Source organism: Paenibacillus sp. CFBP13512 (assembly GCF_005233705.1).
GTDB classification, from domain to species: Bacteria; Bacillota; Bacilli; order Paenibacillales; family Paenibacillaceae; genus Saccharibacillus; species Saccharibacillus nuruki.
On sequence record NZ_QGAD01000019.1, the window covers coordinates 29,532 to 53,631 of the forward strand.

At 40.4% G+C, this 24,100-nt stretch carries 24 protein-coding genes and 1 tRNA gene; 6 read left to right on the plus strand and 19 right to left on the minus strand.

The window, feature by feature from the left end:
* Positions 1–87: 87 nt before the first annotated feature.
* From PaeCFBP13512_RS19760 to PaeCFBP13512_RS19770, 3 genes are all read right to left on the minus strand, one after another.
* Positions 88–1,269, minus strand: coding sequence for a phosphoglycerate kinase (locus tag PaeCFBP13512_RS19760; RefSeq protein ID WP_069325816.1), 1,182 nt, complete (start codon positions 1,267–1,269; stop codon positions 88–90).
* Between the two features lie 134 nt (positions 1,270–1,403).
* Positions 1,404–2,408: a type I glyceraldehyde-3-phosphate dehydrogenase gene (gene gap / locus PaeCFBP13512_RS19765; RefSeq protein ID WP_069325817.1), complete on the minus strand. Its 1,005-nt coding sequence runs from the start codon at positions 2,406–2,408 to the stop codon at positions 1,404–1,406.
* Between the two features lie 131 nt (positions 2,409–2,539).
* Positions 2,540–3,571 (minus strand): sugar-binding transcriptional regulator, encoded by a 1,032-nt coding sequence (locus tag PaeCFBP13512_RS19770; protein WP_069325818.1) that lies wholly within the window; start codon positions 3,569–3,571, stop codon positions 2,540–2,542.
* Between the two features lie 252 nt (positions 3,572–3,823).
* On the opposite strand from PaeCFBP13512_RS19770, the gene PaeCFBP13512_RS19775 reads away from it, so the two are divergent.
* Positions 3,824–3,898, plus strand: a tRNA-Arg gene (locus PaeCFBP13512_RS19775).
* A 355-nt stretch (positions 3,899–4,253) separates the two neighbouring features.
* Positions 4,254–4,850 carry an ATP-dependent Clp endopeptidase proteolytic subunit ClpP gene (clpP, locus tag PaeCFBP13512_RS19780; protein WP_069325819.1) on the plus strand — a complete coding sequence of 199 codons (597 nt, stop codon included), beginning with the start codon at positions 4,254–4,256 and terminating at the stop codon, positions 4,848–4,850.
* A gap of 79 nt (positions 4,851–4,929) precedes the next feature.
* Here clpP and PaeCFBP13512_RS19785 read toward each other — a convergent pair whose 3' ends face one another.
* Entirely contained in the window at positions 4,930–6,096 is a 1,167-nt protein-coding gene (locus tag PaeCFBP13512_RS19785) for a PdaC/SigV domain-containing protein (protein ID WP_137225547.1), read from the minus strand.
* 355 nt (positions 6,097–6,451) lie between these two features.
* On the minus strand, positions 6,452–7,216 hold the full coding sequence (locus PaeCFBP13512_RS19790) for an SIMPL domain-containing protein (RefSeq protein ID WP_069325821.1): 765 nt from the start codon (positions 7,214–7,216) through the stop codon (positions 6,452–6,454).
* A 292-nt stretch (positions 7,217–7,508) separates the two neighbouring features.
* Here PaeCFBP13512_RS19790 and PaeCFBP13512_RS19795 point away from each other — a divergent pair, with 292 nt between their 5' ends.
* Complete coding sequence (locus tag PaeCFBP13512_RS19795) at positions 7,509–7,970, plus strand: stalk domain-containing protein (protein ID WP_069325822.1); 462 nt, start codon at positions 7,509–7,511, stop codon at positions 7,968–7,970.
* Positions 7,971–8,040: 70 nt separating this feature from the next.
* Here the strand turns inward: PaeCFBP13512_RS19795 and PaeCFBP13512_RS19800 are convergent, their stop codons facing one another.
* The 8 genes from PaeCFBP13512_RS19800 to PaeCFBP13512_RS19835 form a co-directional block, all read right to left on the minus strand.
* Complete coding sequence (locus PaeCFBP13512_RS19800) at positions 8,041–8,310, minus strand: HPr family phosphocarrier protein (protein WP_069325823.1); 270 nt, start codon at positions 8,308–8,310, stop codon at positions 8,041–8,043.
* Between the two features lie 148 nt (positions 8,311–8,458).
* Positions 8,459–9,397 (minus strand): DNA-binding protein WhiA, encoded by a 939-nt coding sequence (whiA, locus tag PaeCFBP13512_RS19805; RefSeq protein WP_069325824.1) that lies wholly within the window; start codon positions 9,395–9,397, stop codon positions 8,459–8,461.
* 5 nt (positions 9,398–9,402) lie between these two features.
* Positions 9,403–10,395: a gluconeogenesis factor YvcK family protein gene (locus PaeCFBP13512_RS19810; RefSeq protein WP_069325825.1), complete on the minus strand. Its 993-nt coding sequence runs from the start codon at positions 10,393–10,395 to the stop codon at positions 9,403–9,405.
* A 12-nt stretch (positions 10,396–10,407) separates the two neighbouring features.
* Complete coding sequence (rapZ, locus tag PaeCFBP13512_RS19815) at positions 10,408–11,301, minus strand: RNase adapter RapZ (RefSeq protein WP_069325826.1); 894 nt, start codon at positions 11,299–11,301, stop codon at positions 10,408–10,410.
* 52 nt (positions 11,302–11,353) lie between these two features.
* Complete coding sequence (locus PaeCFBP13512_RS19820; protein WP_069325827.1) at positions 11,354–12,301, minus strand: ROK family glucokinase; 948 nt, start codon at positions 12,299–12,301, stop codon at positions 11,354–11,356.
* 302 nt (positions 12,302–12,603) lie between these two features.
* Positions 12,604–13,557 (minus strand): thioredoxin-disulfide reductase, encoded by a 954-nt coding sequence (gene trxB / locus PaeCFBP13512_RS19825; RefSeq protein WP_069325828.1) that lies wholly within the window; start codon positions 13,555–13,557, stop codon positions 12,604–12,606.
* A gap of 49 nt (positions 13,558–13,606) precedes the next feature.
* Positions 13,607–14,986 (minus strand): tetratricopeptide repeat protein, encoded by a 1,380-nt coding sequence (locus tag PaeCFBP13512_RS19830; protein ID WP_137225549.1) that lies wholly within the window; start codon positions 14,984–14,986, stop codon positions 13,607–13,609.
* A 168-nt stretch (positions 14,987–15,154) separates the two neighbouring features.
* Positions 15,155–16,102, minus strand: coding sequence for a ribose-phosphate diphosphokinase (locus tag PaeCFBP13512_RS19835; protein WP_069325830.1), 948 nt, complete (start codon positions 16,100–16,102; stop codon positions 15,155–15,157).
* 240 nt (positions 16,103–16,342) lie between these two features.
* Here PaeCFBP13512_RS19835 and PaeCFBP13512_RS19840 point away from each other — a divergent pair, with 240 nt between their 5' ends.
* The 3 genes from PaeCFBP13512_RS19840 to PaeCFBP13512_RS19850 all read left to right on the plus strand — a co-directional run bounded on the left by PaeCFBP13512_RS19840 (position 16,343) and on the right by PaeCFBP13512_RS19850 (position 19,565).
* Positions 16,343–16,864, plus strand: a complete 522-nt coding sequence (locus tag PaeCFBP13512_RS19840; RefSeq protein ID WP_069325831.1) for a MarR family winged helix-turn-helix transcriptional regulator — start codon at positions 16,343–16,345, stop codon at positions 16,862–16,864.
* Between the two features lie 138 nt (positions 16,865–17,002).
* Complete coding sequence (locus PaeCFBP13512_RS19845; RefSeq protein ID WP_241669441.1) at positions 17,003–18,313, plus strand: HlyD family secretion protein; 1,311 nt, start codon at positions 17,003–17,005, stop codon at positions 18,311–18,313.
* Positions 18,297–19,565, plus strand: coding sequence for an ABC transporter permease (locus PaeCFBP13512_RS19850; protein ID WP_137225551.1), 1,269 nt, complete (start codon positions 18,297–18,299; stop codon positions 19,563–19,565). The genes PaeCFBP13512_RS19845 and PaeCFBP13512_RS19850 overlap by 17 nt, the downstream gene beginning before the upstream one ends.
* Positions 19,566–19,660: 95 nt before the next feature.
* Here PaeCFBP13512_RS19850 and hisJ read toward each other — a convergent pair whose 3' ends face one another.
* The 6 genes from hisJ to hisB form a co-directional block, all read right to left on the minus strand.
* Complete coding sequence (gene hisJ / locus PaeCFBP13512_RS19855) at positions 19,661–20,485, minus strand: histidinol-phosphatase HisJ (protein ID WP_137225553.1); 825 nt, start codon at positions 20,483–20,485, stop codon at positions 19,661–19,663.
* Between the two features lie 18 nt (positions 20,486–20,503).
* Positions 20,504–21,241 (minus strand): bifunctional phosphoribosyl-AMP cyclohydrolase/phosphoribosyl-ATP diphosphatase HisIE, encoded by a 738-nt coding sequence (hisIE, locus tag PaeCFBP13512_RS19860; RefSeq protein ID WP_137225555.1) that lies wholly within the window; start codon positions 21,239–21,241, stop codon positions 20,504–20,506.
* The gene (gene hisF / locus PaeCFBP13512_RS19865; RefSeq protein ID WP_137225557.1) at positions 21,238–21,996 is read right to left on the minus strand and encodes an imidazole glycerol phosphate synthase subunit HisF; all 759 of its coding nucleotides are present in this window, start codon (positions 21,994–21,996) and stop codon (positions 21,238–21,240) included. Before hisF ends, hisIE begins: the two co-directional genes overlap by 4 nt.
* Before the next feature lie 28 nt (positions 21,997–22,024).
* Positions 22,025–22,756 (minus strand): 1-(5-phosphoribosyl)-5-[(5-phosphoribosylamino)methylideneamino]imidazole-4-carboxamide isomerase, encoded by a 732-nt coding sequence (gene hisA, locus PaeCFBP13512_RS19870; RefSeq protein ID WP_193555971.1) that lies wholly within the window; start codon positions 22,754–22,756, stop codon positions 22,025–22,027.
* Positions 22,757–22,828: 72 nt separating this feature from the next.
* Positions 22,829–23,455, minus strand: coding sequence for an imidazole glycerol phosphate synthase subunit HisH (hisH, locus tag PaeCFBP13512_RS19875; RefSeq protein WP_137225558.1), 627 nt, complete (start codon positions 23,453–23,455; stop codon positions 22,829–22,831).
* A 3-nt stretch (positions 23,456–23,458) separates the two neighbouring features.
* Positions 23,459–24,064 (minus strand): imidazoleglycerol-phosphate dehydratase HisB, encoded by a 606-nt coding sequence (gene hisB / locus PaeCFBP13512_RS19880; RefSeq protein ID WP_137225560.1) that lies wholly within the window; start codon positions 24,062–24,064, stop codon positions 23,459–23,461.
* Between the last annotated feature and the right edge of the window lie 36 nt (positions 24,065–24,100).

The window sequence follows — 24,100 nt, forward strand, 5'->3', positions numbered from 1 at the left end:
TGTTTGCATAACTACAGTATGCTAACCTAAGCCATACTGAAGTGCTTTGTATGACCCAAAGCACCCAAATCTATATCTATTTTAAACTTATTTATCGTTCAATGCCACAACGCCTGGAAGAGCTTTACCTTCCATAAACTCTAGAGAAGCACCGCCACCTGTAGAGATATGGTCCATTTTGTCAGCTAAGCCGAATTTCTCTGCTGCTGCTGCGGAATCACCGCCACCAATGATTGTGTAAGCTTCAGTTGTTGCACAAGCTTCTGCGACTGCTTTTGTACCACCAGAGAAAGGTGCGATTTCAAATACGCCCATTGGTCCGTTCCATACAACCAATTTAGAGTTTTTGATAACATCAGCATAAATTTCACGAGTTTTAGGACCGATGTCTACGCCTTCCCAAGCTGCTGGGATTTTGTCGATTGTTACGATATCTGTGTTTGCATCTGCACTGAAATCATCAGAAACAACGATATCTACTGGAAGATACAATTTTTTACCTAATTTTTTTGCTTTTTCTACGAATCCAAGTACAACATCCAATTTGCTTTCGTCTAGAAGAGATTGTCCTACTTCATGACCTTGAGCTTTGAAGAATGTGTAAGTCAATCCACCACCAATAATGATGTTGTCTGCAAGATTGATTAGGTTATCGATTACATCGATTTTATCTTTTACTTTAGATCCACCTACGATTGCTGTGAAAGGACGCTCAGGGCTAGTCAAAGCTTTACCCAATACATCTAATTCTTTCTCCATCAAAAGACCAGATACTGCTGGCAAGTGGTGTGCAATACCTTCTGTTGAAGCATGCGCACGGTGAGCTGCACCAAATGCATCATTGACGAATAGATCAGCCAATTCTGCAAAAGATTTAGCTAAGTCTGCATCATTTTTCTCTTCGCCAGGGTAGAAACGTACGTTTTCAAGAACCAAAACGTCACCGTTTTTCAATTCAGCGATTTGTGATTTTACAGCATCGCCAATTGCTTCGTCAGCTTTAGCAACCGGTTGACCTAGCAATTCAGATAGACGCGTTGCTTGTGGAGTTAAGCGTAATGATTCAACCACTTCACCGTTAGGGCGACCCATATGACTTGCAAGTACAACTTTTGCACCTTTTTCAACAAGGTATTGAATAGTAGGTAATGTCTCACGGATCCGTTTGTCATCTGTGATTTTACCGTCTTCCATAGGTACGTTGAAATCTACACGTACAAATACCACTTTACCTGTTACTTCTATATCGCGAACACTTTTCTTATTCATTATATTGTTCCTCCATGCCCTGAATTTTGATTAACGAGCAATTTAAAACAGATATTCATTTAGAAAAAGCGGAAACACAAGAAACCTGTTTCCGCTTTATGGAATTAATATTTATTTCAGTTCACGAATGATTCTTACGCTTTGTTAGCGAAGTACTCAAGAGTACGAACCAATTGTGCTGTGTAGGACATTTCGTTATCGTACCAAGCTACAGTTTTAACCAATTGGTGGTCACCAACAGTTAGAACGCGAGTTTGAGTAGCATCGAATAGGGAACCGAAAGTCATACCTTTGATATCAGAAGAAACGATTTCGTCTTCAGTGTAACCATAAGTTTCAGCATCAGAAGCAGCTTTCATAGCAGCGTTAACTTCATCAACAGTAACTTTTTTCTCCAAAATAGTTACCAATTCAGTAAGGGAACCAGTTGCTACAGGAACACGTTGTGCTGCACCATCCAATTTACCTTTCAATTCAGGGATAACTAGACCGATTGCTTTAGCAGCACCAGTTGTGTTAGGAATGATGTTTTCAGCAGCTGCACGAGCACGACGGAAGTCACCTTTAGCATGTGGAGCATCCAAAGTGTTTTGGTCGCCAGTGTAAGCATGAATTGTAGTCATCAAGCCTTCTACTACTCCGAATTGATCTTGCAATGTTTTAGCCATTGGAGCAAGACAGTTCGTTGTGCAAGAAGCACCAGAAATTACAGTTTCAGTACCATCAAGAATTTCATGGTTTACGTTATAAACGATTGTTTTCATTTCGCCAGTAGCTGGAGCAGAGATAACAACTTTTTTAGCACCAGCTGTTAAATGTTTCTCAGCTGATTCTTTAGTTGTGAAGAATCCAGTACATTCAAGAACGATATCCACACCAAGATCTCCCCAAGGAAGTTCTTCTGGGTTACGGTTAGCTAGAACTTTTACTTCTTTTCCGTTTACTTTGAAGAATCCGTCATGAACTTCAACTTCGCCGTCAAATTTACCTTGAGTTGTATCATATTTCAACAAGTGAGCCAACATTTTAGCGTCAGTCAAATCGTTAATTGCTACCACTTCAATACCTGCTACATTTTGAATACGACGGAAAGCCAAGCGTCCGATACGTCCGAAACCATTAATACCAACTTTAACCATGAGTTAATTCCTCCTAGAGATAGTGTATTTAATTTATTTCAAGACACACCCGTTAAAGGCATGTCAAGACAACATTATAGAGTAAAACTTGTGTGCCGTACCGCTAGACGTTCGAAAATGAAGCAAAAGGACTAGTCTAGTTCTTTCACAATTTCTCTAGCGGCGGCTTCGTCAATGACCAGAATATCTTCCTGACCGAATTTGAGTACAGCATGAATCGATTTGGCCTTGCTACGGCCTCCAGCAATACCGATAACCACTTCCGCTTTGGAAATATCATCGAGCTGAAGTCCCATCGTCAACATCTGGTGCACCGTCTCACCCTGTTCATTAAAATAATGACCGAATGATTCAGCAACAGCTCCAGCGGCATGAATTTCTTCCGCTGCCTCGGGTTCAAGTCTACGGCGACGCACCATCTCCATCGCATCTCCGATTCCGTGCATAATGATACGTGCTTTACGAATCAGACCCACAATTTCACGGATATTCTGATCCTGATAAAGCAATTCGTAAGCATCTTCACGTAACAAATCGGGAATATGCAATAACCGATACTGTGCGCCTACACGCTTTGCCATAGTGGAAGCAATCGAATTCGCCTGAAATTCCATACTCTCTCCAAGTCCGCCTCTTGCCGGTACAAACCAGGCATTCTTGAGAGGTGCCGGTATGGATGGACTGAGTTGCTCGGCGACTTCAGCTAATGTAAAGCCTCCTGTTACAGCAACGACATCGTCCTCACGGATTACACTGAGCAGCGCTTTGGCTCCTGCTCGTCCAAGCTCTTGCTTAGCCATAATAGATATGTCACTATCACCAGGAACGACAATGACTTGTCTCAGCTTATAGAAAGTGCGAATACGTTCTTCCAGATTGGATAATCCAAGCAGTTCCTGAATAATAGGCTCAAGTTCATCAAGCAATTGCTTGCCTGCTTCACTAACCTTCATTCCCGTACTTTCAATCTCAAGCAATCCTTGCGATTTGAGAAGATCGGTCTCTGCACGTAAGACGCGTTCAGTCATATTAAGCGATGTGGCGAGTGATCTTCTTCCAACCAGCCCTACCATCATAACCTGATGCAGAATCGTATATCTTTTTTTGAGTACTTCGGTGAGATCGGGCAGAAGCTGCTTTTGTATTTCTAATATTTTTCGCATGCATTCCACTCCTGCAACTTATCTCGCTCAGTGTCCATTATATCCGTTATTCAATAAATTGGACTTAAAACGTCCCGGCGTAACTTTTTAAGTCCCACGTCTATCTTAACCAATTTTCCATGCAGAAGCAAGTTTTTCATGCAACTATTCTGTGAGAGGTTGATGTTATCGTTTTTCTTGATTATGGTATGAATCGTCAACTTGCTTTTTATAGGTAGATATCCTATAATCAATCGTACTGCTGTTTTACATGCGCCCGTGGTCCAATGGATATGACGTAGGCCTCCGAAGCCTGAGATCCAAGTTCGATTCTTGGCGGGCGCGCCATTTTAATTAAGTTATAATGTAGTATTGTTTTTATGATCAATACGATTATGTACGTACTTATATGTTCTATCCTATCGTAGAAGTATTTGCGCAACATTAAGTGAATTACCTATAAACGCAGAATACCCTTCAACCAGCCGATGCTGGTTATTTTTATACCCAAAATTAGGTTGCTCTCTTCTTCATTAACCTATTTTGCAGAAGTTCCTTCACTTTTGGTCAGGATAGTTTGACTTTCTTTGACTTTTGGTTTGAATTATCCTATAATGTGGTAAGAACAATGAGTATCTTCTAATACAATATTTGATCTATAATTATTCTATTGATGATGTACAACTTTGAAGGAGGGTTTCTAGTGAGTTATATTCCAATGGTCGTTGAACAAAGCAGTCGTGGGGAACGTGCCTATGACATTTACTCTCGTCTGTTAAAAGACCGCATTATTTTTCTCGGTTCTGAAGTCAATGATGTTGTAGCCAATGCGATTATCGCACAATTGCTGTTTCTGGAAGCCGAAGACCCGGAGAAAGACATCCACCTATATGTTAACAGTCCAGGCGGTTCGATCACTGCGGGAATGGCTATTTACGATACAATGCAATTTATCAAAGCTGATGTATCTACCATCTGTGTAGGTATGGCAGCAAGTATGGGCGCATTTTTACTTAACGCTGGTGCTAAAGGTAAACGTTTTGCATTGCCTAACAGCGAGATTATGATTCACCAACCACTTGGTGGAGCACAAGGACAAGCGACAGATATCGAAATCCGTGCTCGTCGTATTCTTAAAATGCGTGATAAATTGAATAAAATTCTAGCAGAACGTACAGGTCAACCGTTGGAACGTATCGAAAAAGATACAGACCGCGATTACTTTATGACTGCTGCTGAAGCAAAAGATTACGGTATCGTTGATAAAGTGATTGAAAATACACCTCCACAAGGGGTATAATTTTACTCCAGCATGCTGGAACAACACGCGAAAAAGCCTCCGGGGTATAAACCGGAGGCTTTTTTGTATACTTTTTTATTTAAGCTTTGTATGCATCAAGTGGATTCACGCCTGATGGCAACACTTGTTTGAAAGTAATCGGGAATTCTGGCATACCTGCTGCATAAGGTGCGATATCATATTGTTGGAAAAACAGAGTGATTCCGCTATCTGTTAAATAGTATCCTTGATTAGCAGCAATTCCTTTAAAACTATCTTTAAAGTAAAGATCTCCATTTTTTTTCATTTGAGCATTGATAATTTTGTCGATATCTTTACGATAATTGCTATTGGATTTGAGCAAGTCGCCTAATTGAATTTGCTTGCCATCTTTTAATGAGAATGTCATGCCTGTTTGTATAGAACTACCATGCGCCCCACCAAGATATTCATAATCAGTCACTAGGATACTTAGTACACCATTACGATTGTACGTTATTTTATAACCGCTATCGATTTCATAAGTGATAACTGAATCTTTAGGAGGTGCACCAAATTCTTTAGCTTGTTTTTGTACTTTTTCTAAATACGTTTGAGCATGTGCTGCAAAAGCTTTATTAATCGCTGCTTCAGCTTCTGCATTGTCTAGACCGGATACCACTGGATATTTAATATTGGTCTCTGTATAACTGTTCGTTTTGGTCGGTTTTAGAGTGGTTGTTGTTACTTCAATATTGTTTAAGCCCTCTTTGGTTATATTTACAGTACGTGTAGCACCGTTCCATACCGCACGATATCCCAATTGATCTGTCACGGCTTTGATTGCTACATAAGAAGTACCGTTGACTATTCTAGCATCATAACTATCCCCAATGGTACTACCATCCAATGTTACAAATACACCGTCATCTGAACCTGATCCTAGAGCAAAAGATGCTTTGTGTTTATCTTTTGTCACTGTTACTGTTTTCTCTTTCGCATTGAAAGTGACTGTAGCACCGATTGCTTTGGCTGTATCTTTCAAAGGAAGCAATGAGCTACCATTCGCACTTACAATCCCTGTAGTTGCAATTGCTTTGCCTTCCACTTGTACATGAATAGCTGACTTCGCATTCGAAGTAGAAGCTTTGGTTGTTGCAGCTTGCGCCGTAGAAGAAGTACCTGGCAGAACCGCTACTGTTCCCACCGTTGCCAATGTGGTTGCTAACAAAAATGCAGATATTTTTTTCAAATGTGTTTTAGATGTATTATTTTGAGTTGTTTTCATAAATCATCTCTCCCTTATCATATGTATCATGTTATATTTGGTTTAACCTTTATCATTATACTGTGAACAACCATAGATAGATTTACAAATAACTAAATATCAATTTACAACATAGTCACGATTGCAATAGTAAAAGTGATGAAACTGTAAGACATTTTAAGCACAATTGGCTAAATATAGAAAAAACGCTTACCCTGATCGCATACACATTGAACAGGATAAACGTTTCTAATTTGAGGATAGTTCTACTTTAGTAAACTTCTACTATACTGAAACGATACGTGGATTTGCACGTATAATTAGTTACAAATCTGATTATTTTGTCAAAATCAGATTCAATTGCATCTCCATACTATTAATTCATAGAGTACTGCACATTAAGTGTAGCATTTAATTCGATTGTACCTGGTTCGATAGCTGTACTCGCAGCAGCAGAATCTTCTGTTGCTTTAGCACTTTGTCTCTCCATATACACTACAGGTGGTGCACTCACTCCTGGATCACTAACAGACAATAGGCTTCCTAGTGAAAGGTTAGCTGCTTTGGCAATCGATTGTGCTCTTGCTTTGGCATTAGCCATCGCTTTAGCAATAACTTGCTCTTGGTAGGTATCTTCATTTTCGATACCAAAACTCACAGATCCAACATTATTCGCTCCTGATTTAGCAGCAGCATCCAACAACGAACCTAGTTTGTCCAGATCACGGTAAGTCACTTGTACACTATGATATGCCGTATACCCTGTAACTTTTTGCTGGTCTTTACCGTTATAGTCATAGTTGGGTTGTACATAGAATTGAACACTCTCAATATCCGCAGCTGGAATCTTCCAGTCTCCTTTGAGTAAAGTATTCAACTTCGCCATTTTCTCAGCATTAGCCGATTGCGCTTTGGCTGCTGTTGTAGACGTTGTTTGTACTCCGATCGCTAGGTATGAAATATCGGGTTTGACGGTTAATTTACCTGTACCGCTTACGTTAATCACGCCTGTTGCTGTTGCAGGAGCAACCGTTTCAGCAGCATACATCGTCTGACTAGGCAGTGCTATAAGTGTTCCCATTCCTGTTAATAGTGTACCTGCGATCATCAATGAAGCTAAGGATTTACTTGTTTTCTTCATGCTACTCACTCCTTAAAGGTTATACCTACTAAACGATAAGGCGTGAATAAAAGTTGCATCGTTCATGATTTAACGCTCTGTTTGAAGAAGAATGATCGTTTATTTTGCTGAAGAATAACAAGAATAGAGAGAAGATATTGTCTATTTCACACAACAAGTTACACATTGTTCAAGTTCATCGTGACAAGTTAGATTATTTTTTTTATAATCTCATATAATCCCACCATTATGGACTTTAGAGCTATAATGAGTACACGAGATCGGGAACAATAAGAATGAGGGGAGAGTCACCATGTTAAAAAATAAATGTCTATGGGGTTCCATTCTGCTTATGATGGGTATTCTAATCTTTAATACAACAGCTGTTCAAGCTGCCACTCCAGCCAAGCCGCGTGAAGTGAAGTTAGAATGGAATGGAACCCGCCTTCCACAAAATGGACTTTTAATCGGCGGAAATACCATGATTCCAGTAGTCATGTTGCGTGACTCTATCGGAATGACGTTGCGATACGAATCCGGTGTCAAAACATATACATTATTGCAAAATGATGATCAGCTCGATATGATCATGAGCGGTTCTGGCGTTACTATGCGTCTGAACAATCATCAGTGGAACGGACCTGATGCGGAGGTTGTCAACGGACGTATGTATATTCCATTTGCTGTATTGCGAGATGGCTTTGGTTACCAGAGCTCGTGGAATGCTTTTCAGTTGAAATTGAATTTTGCCAAAAAAGGGATCTTCCTGAGCTAAACGAATATCTCTATACAAAAAACCGCCACAGAAATCTGTGACGGCACGCCCTCCATATCGTATGGGGGGCTTATTGGTTTTCTAATTCTTCTTTGCTTACTAGACTGACTAAAGCGTTTACAGCAGATTCTGAATCTGCGCCTTCTGCACTAATGTATACTTCAGTGCCCGAACTGATCGCAAGGCTCATAATGCCCATGATACTTTTAGCATTCACTTTTTTATCATCTTTTTCAACAAAAATCTCTGAAGAATATTTATTCGCTTCCTGTACAAACAATGCTGCAGGTCTTGCGTGTAATCCCGTTTTCAATCGAACAACAACCGGGTGTTTTGTCATGAGATCGTTACCCCCTATAATACATATTCATTACATCTATTGAGCATACCTAAGTAGCTCACAGTGTTTAATACCATGTTCATAACACTATACCATTATAGCACGCACCGTACTAGAAAAAAATAAAGCTTACGTGAGATTATTTTATTCAAGCATAGTGCTCATTACGCATTTTTTCAGCCATCTCATCTAATTTACGTAGCCGATGATTGACTCCTGACTTGCTGACTCCACCTTTGAGCATTTCACCGACTTCTTTGAGGTTGATATCAGGATTTGCTAAACGGACTTCTGCCACTTCACGTAATTTATCAGGCAATTGTTCCAGTCCAATACGGCGTTGGATAAATTTGATGTTATCAATCTGACGAACCGCTGCACCGATCGTTTTGTTCAAGTTAGCAGTCTCGCAATTGACAATACGATTCACAGAATTACGCATATCTCGCATAATACGGACATCTTCGAATTTGAATAGCGCTTGATGCGCTCCGATAATACTCAAAAATTCAATAATTTTTTCGCCTTCTTTGATATATAAAATAAATCCTTTTTTCCGCTCAATACAGCGAGCATTCAATTCGAATTCATTCGCAAGATCGACGAGCGCCTGACACTGTTCTTCATACATCGAAGCAATCTCCAAGTGATACGATGATCCCTCAGGATTATTGACCGATCCGCCTGCCATAAAAGCACCCCGTAAATAAGCACGTTTACAGCAGTTTTTACGTACCATTTCGGTATTGATTCCCGGTGTAAACATAAATCCTTCAGAAACAATTTTGAGCGTCGTCAAAATGCTCTGTACACCCATAGGAATACGAACAATATAGACATTATTTTTTTTGAGACGCATTTTTTTGCGCACTAATAATTCGGTATGCACAGCAAAATGCTTTTTGATCAGGGAATAGATCCGTCTTGCGATAGCGGCATTTTCAGTGGAGATATCCAGAATGACTTTTTTGTTGGAAATCTGCACTGAACCATTCATCCGTATAAGCGCAGACAGTTCTGCATGTTCACAACAGTCATCAGCCTCTACCATCGTTAATTCTTTTTTCGTCTGCGCCGCAAATGACAATGGACTCACCCTTTCGATAACATAGATTTTTTAACTTGCTCATAAATATGATGACTTAACTTATCCGCATCATGACGAAGATACGTACCATAAAGTACCAACTTATCCGCGATCACTTTATAACCCAGCGATTCCACTGTTTCTAGATCCAGAATCACTGGCTTGGCTCCTTGTTCGGCATAGCGCTTTTGCATTTTTAAAGGAATCGGATCGTTGTTCACAATCACATAATCAAATAATCGATGACCGACATGCTCATAGATCGCATTCAAATGATCACTCACCGTGTAGTGGTCTGTTTCTCCTGGCTGTGTCATCACATTGCAAATGAATAGCTTGAGGGCTTTGGAATTTAACATCGCTTCTGCAAGCTTATGCACGAGCAAATTGGGCAACAGACTGGTATACAGACTACCAGGTCCGATCAGAATCGCATCTGCCTGTTCGATCGCAAGTACCGCATCAGGCAAAGGTTCTACATGATCAGGTTCCAGAAAAATACGTTTGATTTTTTTACCGGCTTCGGGAATCTTAGACTCCCCAGTGACGATAGAGCCATCCTCCATCTCGGCGTGTAAAATAACAGCCTGTTCTGCTGCTGGAAGCACTTGTCCTCTCACAGCAAATACACGACTCAATTCTCGAACAGCAGTCACGAAATCACCCGATATGTCTGTCATTGCTGCCAGAATCAGGTTACCTAAGCTATGACCTGCAAGTCCTTCGCCTTTTTGAAAACGATATTTGAGCATGTCTGATAAAAGAGGTTCTACATCTGCTAAAGCGGTAAGTACATTACGAATATCACCGGGTGGCGGCATTTTTAGCTCATCTCGCAGAATCCCTGAACTTCCGCCATCGTCTGCAACAGTGACGATAGCGGTAATATCAAGGGGCTTTTCTTTGAGACCTCTAAGCATAACCGACAACCCTGTGCCACCACCCATAACCACGATTCGAGGACGAACCACAGGTAAAGTGGGTTGTGAAATAGACATATCTTTCACTCCTTAATGCCGATCACGATCAGCATCCCTATGACTAACACGTACTGTTTCTGTTTCACTTGCACCAAGCATACGGCCTAAGTACTCAGAAATCGCAACAGAACGATGCTTACCGCCTGTACAGCCAATTCCTATAATAACCTGGCTTTTACCTTCATTCCGGTAATGAGGAATTAAGAAGTGTAGCATATCTAATAATTTGGTCAGAAAAGCTTGTGTTTCCGGCCATTTCATTACATATTCGTAGACATCGCTATCTTGCCCAGTATGAGGTCTTAAATTATCGATGTAATGAGGATTCGGCAAAAAGCGAACATCAAAAATTAGATCTGCATCGATTGGAATACCGTATTTGAACCCGAATGATGTGACGTTGATCGACAAGCGATTCGATTCCAAGTGAGAAAAGCTAGAAATGATTTTCTCTTTTAATTGAGCAGGTTTGATAATACTTGTATCTATAATTTGAGTCGCTGATGTTTTGAGATCATCTAACATCTGACGCTCTAAACGAATACCATCGAGCGGCATACCTTCAGGCGCTAACGGATGGCGACGTCTGCTTTCTTTATACCGTTGAACCAATACAGAGTCACTAGAATCCAGAAATAAGATTTCAGAATGAATCGTATAATGGTTTTTGATATAATTCAGGGATTCAGACAGAGCAGCAAAAAATTCACGTCCGCGTAAATCGATAACCAATGCAACTTTACCGATTTTACCATTGGATTGCTCTATTAATTCAGCGAACTTTGGAATCAGTACAGGGGGCAGATTATCTACGCAGAAAAACCCAAGATCTTCAAGGCTCTGTACAGCAATCGTTTTGCCCGCTCCAGACATTCCGGTAATAATAATCATTGTGGCTATCGATGAATTTTCGCTTTTGCTCATGCTCAAGTACCCTCCCTTTAACGAATCTAGACTTTGATATGATCTCTATACCTTAACGTAACAATAAACCAGCTGCTCCAACAATACCTGCATCATTACCAAGCTTCGCAGGAATAATTTCTACTCCACGTTGCAACGGTTCAGGAGTGAGTTCAGCAAATACTCTACGGATTTCATTGAACAAAATATCGCCTGCTTTGGATACACCGCCACCGATAATAAAGCGTTCTGGATTCAATGTTGCTGCAACAGCAGCCATCGATTTACCAAGATAAAAAGCAGCACGATTAATAATACGGATACTCACTTCATCGCCTGCTTTAGCTGCATCAAAAATATCTTTTGCAGATACTTTTTCGATGGCAGATAATGATGTATGATCGCCACGTTCTACAGCTTCAACGGCCATACGAACAATACCCGTTGCAGAAGATACCGTTTCTAGACAACCCATTTTGCCACAACCACATTTAATCGCTTCCAAATCAGGCACAACTGAAATATGACCAATTTCACCAGCTAAACCTGAGAATCCTTGATAAATATGACCATTAACAATAATACCGCCGCCTACACCTGTACCTAGCGTATAACAGACACAATCTGTAATCCCTTTGCCTGCTCCACTCCAAGCTTCACCTAGAGCCGCTACGTTAGCATCATTATCGACACGAATTGTTTTGCCTAGACGTTCTTCCAAAATAGCACGGATCGGCACATTCTGAAAATTGATGTTAGGAGCCATCAAAATAACACCAGCACGAACATCAGTGAAGCCAGCGACACCAGCTCCAACACCTACCACTTGATCCCACTCATAAGGTGATTGCTCTACGATATGACGTACATATTTTTCAATATTACCGATAACCGCATCTGAGCTTTTTTCTTTTTCAGTCGGACCTTCGTACGTATGAAGCAATTCTCCTTCTTGATTACAGATACCTACTTTGATAGCTGTACCGCCAAGATCAACACCAATATAAATATTTTCAGACATATGACCGATCCACCTTTTCCATTCAAAGTTTAATAGTTCATGATTTATAAGATCTCTAACCACTACTATGATTATATGTCATTGTATCATCCTTCTAGACATAGAAAAGTATACAAAATGATGAATAAATATCATATATAGGATTAGGCTTGAAAATATATAAGATAGAACATGATTCAGTTGAATGTACGTATCCCACTATAAGCGAACCTTAGATTCTGGTCAAGCGAACCCACGGCTCTGTTGTCTTGTCTAATCTCACCAAAAAGGGAGCCATAATGGCTCCCTCTCCATCTATGTTCTTACTCGTTGAGTGATTCGCTCCAGTCGTGTACCATACTGCCTTCAAGATACTTCTCACAATCCATTGCAGCCATACAACCACTACCTGCTGCTGTAATCGCTTGACGGTAACGTGTATCTTGCACATCGCCACAAGCGAATACGCCTGGGATATTGGTTTCTGTTGTGCCTGGAGTAACTGTGACATAACCGTGTCCATCCGTATGGATCTGTTCGCCCAAGAAACCAGTGTTCGGTGTATGACCGATCGCTACAAAGACACCGTCTGCTTCAATGACTTCTTCTTGTCCTGTTTCATTGTTCAGCACTTTTAGACCTTTAACACCCATACCGTCTGATACTACTTCAAGTGGCTTACGGTTTAACTGCCATTTGATCTTAGGATTGCCTTGTGCACGATCTTGCATGATTTTGGAAGCACGAAGCTCATCACGACGATTCACGACTGTTACTTCGGTTGCAAAACGAGTCAAGAAGCTTGCTTCTTCCATTGCTGAATCGCCGCCACCGACAACAATTAGCTTTTTACCACGGAAAAAGAATCCATCACAAGTCGCACATGTACTTACACCGCGACCGATATTGTCTTGCTCTCCAGGAATGCCTAGATATCTTGCAGAAGCACCTGTTGAAATAATCACGGATTCGGCTTCTAACTCGCCCATTCCTTCTACTTTTACTTTAAAAGGACGTTGAGATAGATCAACTTGTTCTACCCATCCTGATTTGAATTCTGCACCAAAACGTTCTGCTTGTTTGCGCATGTTGTCCATTAATTCAGGTCCCATAATACCTTCTGTAAATCCCGGGAAATTTTCTACTTCTGTGGTTGTAGTCAATTGTCCACCTGGTTGTAGGCCTTCAATAATTAACGGTTTTAGATTTGCACGAGCCAAATAAATAGCTGCTGTTAATCCAGCAGGTCCTGTACCAATAACGATTGTTTTATACATAAATAGAAAACCTCCTTGATGTAGTTAAAAGATATATGTGACAAGCTTTCTAATCTACAATAGGTAGACTAGACTTTGCAAGTTCTGTATCCACTCTAAAATAGTCAGTCGGCAATGTCTGTGCTGCTGTCCATTGTCGTAATACCCGCTTGACTTCAGTACGTAATGTCTCTGAAATCTGTGGCTGGATCAACAATTGGCGTAAAGCTTGATACACTTCATCATTATCATCAAATACGTAAGATTGAAGCGCACGTAGCTGTTGTTGTTCATTTCCATGAGCTAACATATGGAGCAATTGAATATATGTAGGTTCTGCATACATATAATGTTCAATACTCACGCTGGGATACGCTGTACTTGTTGATGGAGATAACAACTGATACTGATACGAAGGCATCAACTCACCAAGCTTAATCTGTTCCAAATGTTCCATATAAAATGCAGGCACTTCCGCTTCTGGCTCAAAGCGCAAAATCATCTGCCATAACTTCTGAGCTTCATCTGCCTTTTGCAAATGACAGGCTGCTGTTGCCGCATAATGATAAATCACCCATTGATGAACCGATTCTTGCTGTTTGATCAGCTTACGAAAATACGTGTACGCTAATTGATGTTCACCCAACATACCAAGTGTAGTCGCTAACTTTAACAAATGTTCTTGTTGAAAAGGAATCATTCGTTTCAGAATATTCATACGTTGCTTCACTTGTTCCGTCTGTCCGAGATGTTGCATCAAAATCACTTGATTACATAACCCATGCAAATGATACGGATCTTGTAAAAGAACCTCTTCAATCTGTATAGCCGCTTCTGTAATCTTCCCTTGATAGTACAGCGCAATCGCTAACTGATTACGTGCTTCATGCAGATCAGGTTGCACCGCTATGATCTGCTTTAGGCTTTCAGATGCTTCTGAAAAATGCCCTTGCTGCAATAAACGCTGAGCTGCATCGTAATCACTCACAGGTAACTGCGTATGTGAATCGGTACTTGATGAACGCTTCAATTCTTTATTCAATAGCTCCATCATTTCGCCAGCCTCGTCTAGAAATTGACCTTCTTTATCTAAATCAAGGTAGGTTAACAATGAAGTCTCTGCTTGTTCAAATTGACTCATATTGGCATAATTATTCGCCATATAAAAATGACATTCAACCATTGCAGGGTCTACGCCGTCCAGAATATCAGCAAGTACTTGGTTCGATCCTTCATAATTACCCATCTCAGATAATATACCCGCTAGATTGCAATGATTCACAGGATTATTAGGTTCATATTCAACAGCTTTTTGAAAATATTTCAATGCCTTGTCATAATGATGACGGTCTAATGAACGGACAGCTCTTTCGAAAAAGAAGTTAGCATCCCAATGAAGAGAGATGACTTTACGCCCATCTTCTTCTACTTTTCGCTTATAATCATTCACCGGATCAAGGCACCTCCTTTGTTTCTATACCACATTTATCAATAGTTATATCATTTATTTAGAATTAGACGACTATGATTGTCATGTAAAAATCATTATCAAGTAAGTATATCATATCCCTCTGACACACTAAAGCTACGGTTCTATCACCCTACTACCAAAGCATAATTAGATTCCTGCATCACTGAATAAAGTAGCGATAGAGCCACCTTCCATAATGATGCGTACGGCATGAGCAAGCATCGGCGAAACCGATAATACAGTTAAGCGATCCAGATGTCCTGGAGGTAAGCTGATCGAATCCGTCACAACCAGTTCACGAATATACGGATGATCCAAACGTTGCAAAGCTGCTCCTGAGAACAGACCATGGGTAGCACAGACGATCACTTCTTTGGCTCCACGCTCTTTCAAACTTTCGACTACATTAATAATCGTTGTTCCTGTATCAATCAAGTCTTCGATAATAATAGGCGTTTTGCCTTCTACATTACCGATCACATGCGTAATAACCGATTCATTATGTGCCGGACGTTTTTTGATCATCATGGCAAAAGGAGAATCCAGACGATTAGCTAACTTTTCCGCCATAGAAGCTCGGCCAGCGTCAGGAGATACCACGACAGCGTCTTCTATTTTTTTCGTTTTAAGATAACCACTGATCAGATCCAGAGCTGTCAGGTGATCAACAGGAATATTGAAAAATCCTTGAATAGCCGATGCGTGCAGATCAATTGTAATCACACGATGAGCACCTACTGTTGTCAGTACATCAGCTACCATTTTGGCAGAAATCGGTTCACGTGGAGCGGACTTGCGTTCTTGTCTTGCATATCCATAATAAGGAACGATGATATTGATTGTACGCGCAGAAGCACGCTTCGCCGCATCAATCATCACTAATAATTGGACAAACATTTCATTGATCGGATGCGATAACGATTGCACCAAAAATACATCCATATTACGAATACTTTCTTCATAATGAACATAGGTTTCGCCACTTTTGAATTGAGATAATTTAATTTTGCCTAGCTGTACACCGAGTCGCTCGGCAATCTGAGCTGCTAACTCCGGGCAAGATGATCCTGAGAAAATACGTAATTTATCTTTCATAAGCGCCTCCTATTTCATATCCAGACTCCGTCAACCTAACATTATATTATCGGTAGTTACAGATAGATTATTTATTTCTATCATACCGGAAACCATTATAAAGCGTTAAAGAAAACCATATTCAGAAACTTTCATAAAATTTTCTTGACTAAATGTAGTACGGAACCGTACAATATGTTAATCAAGTCATAAGCCGTTATTATTGAAATGTTAGTTTTGCCCTAAAGAAAGGTGAAGAAAATGTCGATAATAGAATCATCTGATGAGCACACTCCATCGGAAGAGATGGACAAATTAAGCGAATTAAGTAAATTATACCCTGATTTCAATATCGATTGTATGCGTACTTCGATTTTATTAATTCGTACTTCGCATGAAATATTTAATGAAACATCCACTTTGCTTGCTAGACATGGACTATCACCAAGTAAAATGCGTATTTTGGTGCCATTATTGTTACGCAAAAAACCGCTACAACCTTCCGATCTTGCTGAATATTCAGGTGTAACTCGTTCAACAATGACTGGACTCATTAATGGTCTGGAAAAAGACGGATTAATTCGACGTGGTGCACATGAGGATCGCCGAATGACCTCTATTCATTTAACCGATGAAGGTAAGCAATTGATTCATGACACCCTTCCTATCTATATGGAACAGATTGATAGAATGATGTCTCAGCTAACCGATGATGAACAAAAAGTGCTACATCGTTTATTGTACAAGATTCAAGCAGGACTAGAAACATCTAAACAAGGTTAACTTTTTTTTTGGCAAAGTAATACGGAACCTTACTATCAGCCCCCGTACCATATCTTTTTAAGATAACGTCGAGGAGATAGTTTGAATTTTATATTAAAAAAATGATATTTAATTGATGAAGAACAGGAGCACAAACAAGTGAAAATCGTAAAACTAATCCCTATTGTTGTATTAATAGCTGCCCTAGGTATAGGTGGATACTTACTAACTATGCATGGTAAAGATGCTGTCTCTATGGCTGCTCTCAAAAAAGAAGGTGTCCTCACTATTGATACTGTGAACAGTTCATTTGAAGGACAAGCTGGTAAATTAAGCTCTGTTAAAGTTATCGAAGAGCAACGTGTGAAAAAAGGACAAGTTCTGATGACGTTAGATACCAATGATATTGATTTGCAAATCAAAGGAATCAAAGAACAAATGTCTCAAGTCGATGTCCAAATCAGTCAAGCTAGAAGCTCTTTAACCAGTCAAGCTAATAAATTAGCAGAACAAGAAGCCAATGCTAAATTAAATATTCAAGCGGCTCAACTAGCAGAGACTCAAGTCAATCAAGGCGCTCGTGCCGAAGATATTACCAGCCAAGAAATCGCTGTCGATTCGGCTAAAAAATCAGTCGAAATTGCGAATAATTCAGTGACTTCTGCACAAACGGCTGTATCAGCTGCTCAACAAGCTGCTGATTTCGCTCAAACTAGCTTTGATCGTAACAAATCTCTTTTTGATAATGGATTAGCTACACAAGCGAGTGTAGATAGTGCTCAAAATGCTGTAGATACCGCAAATAAACAATTACAAAGCGCACAAGATCAATTAGCGACTGCGCAAAAACAAGTAGAACTCACAGGTAATCAAGTAAAAGCACAAGAAACTGCACTTGAAAAAATGAAAAATGGAGCAACTGCTGAAGATCGTGAGCAAGCTAGTCTCAAAGTAGCACAAGCTCAACAAGCTTTAAAACAAATTCAACAAGGGCAAGAAGATATCGGTAACGGTAAATACAATATCGAATTATTACAAAAACAAAAAGATTCATTGCAAATCAACCTAGATACACTAAACGTTCAAAAAAATCGTCGTGTGCTAAAAGCAGCGGTAGACGGTAAAGTAACTCGTGTCGTACCCAAAGTAGGCGAAAATGTTTCTGCGGGTACACCGGTAGTCGTGATCGAAACAGGTAAATTGTATTATGACCTTTATGTTGGCGAAGAAAATATCAAAACGTTCAAAGCTGGCGCTAAAGTGAAAACAGATGTGATTTCACTTAATAAAGATGTACAAGGTACTGTTCGTTATATTACATCTGCACCACAGTATGCTGCTTTGCGGATGAGCCGTGAAAAAGGTCAAGCCGACACAACTTCTTTCATTGTGCGTGTCGATGTGAAACGCACATCTGAATTGCTGCCGGGAATGACGGTGGAGGTTCTAACCAATGAAAGCAATAATTGATGAATTCAAGCTCATTCTGAATGGTAAATTTATTTTCATTATCATTATTGCTCCATTGATTATTTCAGCCGCTTTTGGCTATGTTTTTAAAAACAATCAATTAAATGAAGCACCTGTTGCTGTGGTCGATATGGATCACAGCACATACAGTCAACATCTGATTGAACAACTCGATGCTGATCAGTATATTGATATTAATTACATTACGTACAACTACACAGATCCAAATGATTTTTTGTACAATGAAAAATATTTAGGTGTTATTTATTTGCCAGCAGGCTTAGAGAAAGCTCGCGCTCAAGGGAACCAAAGCAATATTGGATTCTACGTGGATACAGCTTTGTCGACAGCGACTGCTAGCTTGCGTACAGGGGCTACTGAAGTCATCACAGCAGAGAACTCTACTGCTTCTTCAGGAAAGCTTGTAGCGATGGGACTGAACGCTACACAGGCTACTAATTTATCTACAGGACTCAATTTGCAGACTCGATTACTGTATAACCCTACGAATAACATGTTAATGAGTTCAGTTATCGGATTTGTAAATACGGTGTTTCTATCGATTCTAGGTGGAGCCACACTGGGGATCGTACCGCGTCTACGTGAACAAGGTTTACTTGCAGGTATGGTACAGAAACCACTTAGCATCGTTTTCCGAGTTATTCCTTACTCTTTAATTGCGACAGCTTCGATGTACTTGGTTATGGGTTGTCTCAAACAAGTAGGCGGATTACGATTTGAAGCGAATGTATTTCAGTTATTTATTCCATTCATTATGTATACCATCGCTTTATCGTTACTATGTATGATGGTCGGTTGGAGTGCTTCCTCTCCTGCCAAAGCAGCAGGTCGAATTACGATGATCCTGTTACCATCCTTTATTTTAAGTGGTGCTCAGATTCCTGTAGCGTTGTTACCACCTATTTTGCAACAGGTCAGTCATGCATTACCTCTATCCTGGCATTTCAAATTTTTACGCGGACTTGGTTTCCGTGGTGGAGATCTAAAATACTTTTCACAAGAGTTAGGTGGATTCTTGATTCTTATCACTTGTATTCTGTTCGTGATCTTCTTACTGATCTTGAACGAGCGTCGTAAAGCACGCAAAGCTGAACGGGATGGTGTGAATACTCTACCTGAAGGACCTACAGATAGTGGTACAACTGTAGTTACATCTGATACTAATGTGAATACAACATCTACTGATTCATCTGCTACTTTACCTTCTGGTGGTAAACCACAAAAAGTATAATCGTACTCGTAAGTACATTTCAAACAAGACCAATAATATAGCCTGATATACCATATAAATAACCCTTTAACTGAATTCAGCTAAAGGGTTATTTTTTATCCATTTAAAGGAACAAACGAACGTTGACGTTGTTCAAACACTGCCAATTGCTGCACATTTAACTCTTGCAACAATGCTCTAGCTTCATCCAAATGATCGCTTAATTTCAACGGATCATGAGCATCAGAGCCTAGCGTTAACGGAATATCAAGCGCAATCGCTTGCTCCACGATACGACGACTGGGGAAGATTTCTTTGCAGACTTTAGATAGACCGGATGAATTAAGCTCCATCACCATATCTGCCTGTTTTACTGCTTGTAGCGCCATATCTTCCAGAGCGATACGCTCCTCTGTCTCTTCTGGCAAAGGCACATAACCAAAGCGCTTAATCACATCCAAATGCCCTACAATATCATAAAATCCTGTCGCACACGCTTTGCTGATTGCATCATAATACTGGCGATACACATCCAGTACATGCTTACCTTCCCAACCTGCGGTCTGGCGAAAATCGGAGATATCCCACTCTCCTAGAAAATGAACCGAACCAATCACATAATCAAAAGGATACTGATTCAGAATATGCTGAATCTTCTCTTCATATCCTTCAATATAGTCTGCTTCCAAACCAACTTTGATCGCAATTTGATCACGGTACTTTTCTTTGAGCATCAGACATTCTTCAACATAACGAGGCAATTCATCCATAGGCATCGCCATTTCAGGATAATACGTTGCAGGATCGACATGAATCAGTGGCAGATGATCCGATAACCCTAGATGAGACAACCCGATAGCGATACCTCGCTGTACATACTCTTCTAGCTCACCTACAGCATGTCCACAGCGTGCATGATGGGTATGATAATCTATTCGCATAGACTTTCGCCTCCGCTCTTAATCTTTGCGTGGACGCTCATGACGGCGATCCAGTTCAGCCAGTACATCATCTAAAGGCAATTTGCGTTCTTGCAATAATACTAACAAGTGATAGATCAGATCACTAACTTCATAACGAAGTTCATCATTATCTTGGTTTTTAGCTGCAATGATCGTTTCAGCCGTTTCTTCGCCTACTTTTTTCAAAATTTTATCGATTCCTTTTTCAAACAGATACGTTGTATACGCACCTTCAGGACGATCACGATCACGGTCAGCAATCATTTGTTCCAATTCTGCTAAAATGGCAAAGCGATCTTTACCAGAAGCCAATAACGTTGCATCTTGTTCTTCATTATTATTAAATGTTGGTTGATTATCCACTTCATTCACCTCATTATAGAAACAGCTTATTCTGCCTGTATGGCAAGCAGGACCTTTTGCATGAACCATGACTAATAACGTATCTCCATCACAATCATAAGATAGCGATGTAATCTGTTGGGTATTGCCTGATGTTCCACCTTTATGCCAGTATTCTTGACGGGAACGGCTCCAGAACCATGTCTCTTGAGAGTCTAGAGAGCGTTGTAACGACTCTTGATTCATATAAGCCATCATTAGTACTTGTTTGCTATTCTCATCCTGTACGATCGCAGGTACAAGTCCATCAGCATCCCATTTGATATTAGCGACCAGTTGTTCCCAGGATAAAGACTGATGAATAATCTCGTGTTGAAAATCAGATCCACTCATCGAATCTCCACTCCTTTGTCTTTTAACTGATTTTTAAGCTCAGGAATACTAATTTCTTTGTAATGAAAAATAGTAGCCGCTAGCCCGGCATCAGCTTTGCCTTTAGTGAATACATCATAGAAGTGCTCTGATGTTCCTGCTCCGCCTGACGCAATAATCGGAATATTAACCGCTTCACAGACAGCGGAAGTCAGATCAATATCAAATCCATCTTTGGTTCCATCCGCATCCATACTGGTTAGTAGAATTTCACCAGCTCCACGTTGTTCCGCTTCTTTGATCCATGCCAATGCACGAATGCCTGTAGGTTTGCGTCCTCCATGAGTGTACACTTCCCACTCGCCCCATTCCGAGTTGAACTTCGCATCTACCGCAACCACAATACACTGTGCTCCGAATCGCTGTGAACCATCATTGATCAATTGCGGATTGAGTACTGCTGCTGTATTGATTCCGATCTTGTCTGCACCCGCACGTAGAATATTTTTCATATCTTCGACTTTAGAAATACCGCCACCTACTGTAAAAGGAATCGATATTTCACCCGCTGTTCTGCGCACAACATCAATCATCGTTTCCCGGCCTTCAATCGAAGCCGAAATATCCAGAAATATAATCTCATCTGCACCTTCCCGATCATACAGAGCCGCTAATTCTACCGGATCACCTGCATCGCGCAGATTAACAAAATTCACACCTTTGACGACTCGCCCTTCTTTAACATCAAGGCATGGAATAATACGCTTTGCAAGCATGGTTCGCCCTCCTCAAGCTTGATAACATTTACTGAATCGTACGTAAAGCTAATTCCAGATCAATATTGCCTGTATAGATTGCTTTTCCTACAATAGCTCCGCTAATTCCTTCTTCACGACGTGCTGCTAACTTCACGAGATCATCCAGTACAGTTACTCCACCAGAAGCAATCACTTGTTTACCTGAAGCTTGAGCAATTGCTGCAATCGCATCAATATTAGGACCTTGCATCATACCATCACGTGAAATATCGGTAAAAATAAACGTTTCGGCTCCTTTAGCCGCTAATTCTTTGGCTAACACTTCTGCTTTCACTTCTGAAGTCTCTAACCAGCCACGAGTCGCTACAAATCCATTACGTGCATCGATACCGATTGCTACACGATTGCCGTATGTACCCAACACAGACTCTGTAAATTCACGATCTTCGATAGCCGCTGTACCGATAATGACACGACTGACACCAAGATTCAATAACGTCTCTACATCTGCCAGCGTACGTAATCCGCCACCCACTTGTACAGGTACAGACACAGCATTAGCAATACGACCAATTAACTCATGGTTGACAGGATGCCCTGCTTTGGCACCATCCAAATCGACAAGATGGACATATTGTGCTCCTTTTACTGTGAAATCAGTAGCTACAGCCACAGGATCATCATTATAGACAGTTTCCTGATTGTAATCGCCTTGAATCAAACGAACACAGCGACCTCCTCGAATATCAATAGCAGGATAAATAGTAAAAGAAGACAATATGATTTCCCCCTTGATTATATAAGTCATTCGATAAAATATATAAAATCCATTTAACGATTTCTTTTCAACTTAATTCGTTCGCTCACCCGTACATAATGCTAAGAAATTGCGTAATAACAACGTACCCAATTCTCCACTTTTTTCAGGATGAAATTGCATACCGTATACATTATCTCGTCCTACAATGGCGGTAACCGGTTGCCCATAATCACATACAGCAATCAGATCATCTGCATGATCGGGTTTGACATGATACGAATGAACGAAGTATACATGCCCGTTATAAAGGTCACGCACAAGAGGATGATCCGGTTGTTTGTACTCTAGTCGATTCCAGCCCATATGCGGAATTTTGTAATCACTATCTTCGAACTTCACCACTTTGCCCGGTAAAATATTCAGTCCTTGATGAATACCATGCTCTTCACCTTCTGTAAATAACAACTGCATCCCTAGACAAATACCCAACAAAGGCTTACCACTGTTGGCAACTTCAAGTACAACATGATCCATACCGCCTTCACGAATATGATTCATTGCATCTCCAAAAGCACCTACACCTGGTAAAATGACACCCTCTGCATTCAGAATCTCATCACGATCGCCTGTGACTATACCTTCATAGCCTAATCGTTCAATCGCTTTGCTGACACTATGCAGATTGCCTATTCCATAATCAACAATAGCGATCGCCATCTGTTATAGCACTCCCTTCGTCGAAGGTACTCCTGTCACACGTGGATCAATCGTTGTTGCTTCATCCACAGCACGTCCTAATGCTTTGAAAATCGCTTCAATCATATGATGCGTATTTTGCCCATAATGTACGATGACATGAAGAGTAATTCGCGCTTCTAAAGCAAATTTCCACAAAAATTCATGAACCAGTTCTGTCTGGAAACTGCCTACTTGTGAAGAAGGATATTCAGCACGATATTCAAAATGCGGACGATTACTCACATCAATCACCACTTGTGCCAAAGCTTCATCCATCGGAATAAATACACTACTATAACGTTTAATCCCACGTTTATCACCTAATGCTTCACGTAGCGTCTGTCCAAGACAGATACCGATATCTTCTACCGTGTGATGATCATCAATCTCAATATCACCTTGTGCTTTGAGATTTAGATCGAAATGTCCATGCTTGGTGAACAAATCCAACATATGATTTAGAAAAGGAACATCTGTCTCTATTTCAGAAATACCTGTTCCATCGATGTTAAAAGCAAGCTGAATATTCGTTTCATTGGTTTTACGGCTGACATCGGCTTGACGTGGATTCTGGTTTTCAGTTGACATACCTATACCTCCTGCTTGGGTTCTAAAGTATCTATG

What these genes read in the sequence shown, in the direction of transcription:
- PaeCFBP13512_RS19795 (WP_069325822.1), top strand. Translation starts at nt 7,509, where the DNA reads ATGTTAAAAAATAAATGTCTATGGGGTTCCATTCTGCTTATGATGGGT.
- hisH (WP_137225558.1), bottom strand. Translation starts at nt 23,455, where the DNA reads ATGGCGATCGCTATTGTTGATTATGGAATAGGCAATCTGCATAGTGTC.
- hisF (WP_137225557.1), bottom strand. Translation starts at nt 21,996, where the DNA reads ATGCTTGCAAAGCGTATTATTCCATGCCTTGATGTTAAAGAAGGGCGA.
- gap (WP_069325817.1), bottom strand. Translation starts at nt 2,408, where the DNA reads ATGGTTAAAGTTGGTATTAATGGTTTCGGACGTATCGGACGCTTGGCT.
- PaeCFBP13512_RS19790 (WP_069325821.1), bottom strand. Translation starts at nt 7,216, where the DNA reads ATGAAGAAAACAAGTAAATCCTTAGCTTCATTGATGATCGCAGGTACA.
- rapZ (WP_069325826.1), bottom strand. Translation starts at nt 11,301, where the DNA reads ATGAGCAAAAGCGAAAATTCATCGATAGCCACAATGATTATTATTACC.
- trxB (WP_069325828.1), bottom strand. Translation starts at nt 13,557, where the DNA reads ATGTATAAAACAATCGTTATTGGTACAGGACCTGCTGGATTAACAGCA.
- PaeCFBP13512_RS19850 (WP_137225551.1), top strand. Translation starts at nt 18,297, where the DNA reads ATGAAAGCAATAATTGATGAATTCAAGCTCATTCTGAATGGTAAATTT.
- PaeCFBP13512_RS19785 (WP_137225547.1), bottom strand. Translation starts at nt 6,096, where the DNA reads ATGAAAACAACTCAAAATAATACATCTAAAACACATTTGAAAAAAATA.
- PaeCFBP13512_RS19760 (WP_069325816.1), bottom strand. Translation starts at nt 1,269, where the DNA reads ATGAATAAGAAAAGTGTTCGCGATATAGAAGTAACAGGTAAAGTGGTA.
- PaeCFBP13512_RS19800 (WP_069325823.1), bottom strand. Translation starts at nt 8,310, where the DNA reads ATGACAAAACACCCGGTTGTTGTTCGATTGAAAACGGGATTACACGCA.
- PaeCFBP13512_RS19770 (WP_069325818.1), bottom strand. Translation starts at nt 3,571, where the DNA reads ATGCGAAAAATATTAGAAATACAAAAGCAGCTTCTGCCCGATCTCACC.
- PaeCFBP13512_RS19810 (WP_069325825.1), bottom strand. Translation starts at nt 10,395, where the DNA reads ATGTCTATTTCACAACCCACTTTACCTGTGGTTCGTCCTCGAATCGTG.
- PaeCFBP13512_RS19820 (WP_069325827.1), bottom strand. Translation starts at nt 12,301, where the DNA reads ATGTCTGAAAATATTTATATTGGTGTTGATCTTGGCGGTACAGCTATC.
- hisB (WP_137225560.1), bottom strand. Translation starts at nt 24,064, where the DNA reads ATGTCAACTGAAAACCAGAATCCACGTCAAGCCGATGTCAGCCGTAAA.
- PaeCFBP13512_RS19835 (WP_069325830.1), bottom strand. Translation starts at nt 16,102, where the DNA reads ATGAAAGATAAATTACGTATTTTCTCAGGATCATCTTGCCCGGAGTTA.
- hisIE (WP_137225555.1), bottom strand. Translation starts at nt 21,241, where the DNA reads ATGAGTGGATCTGATTTTCAACACGAGATTATTCATCAGTCTTTATCC.
- PaeCFBP13512_RS19840 (WP_069325831.1), top strand. Translation starts at nt 16,343, where the DNA reads ATGTCGATAATAGAATCATCTGATGAGCACACTCCATCGGAAGAGATG.
- hisJ (WP_137225553.1), bottom strand. Translation starts at nt 20,485, where the DNA reads ATGCGAATAGATTATCATACCCATCATGCACGCTGTGGACATGCTGTA.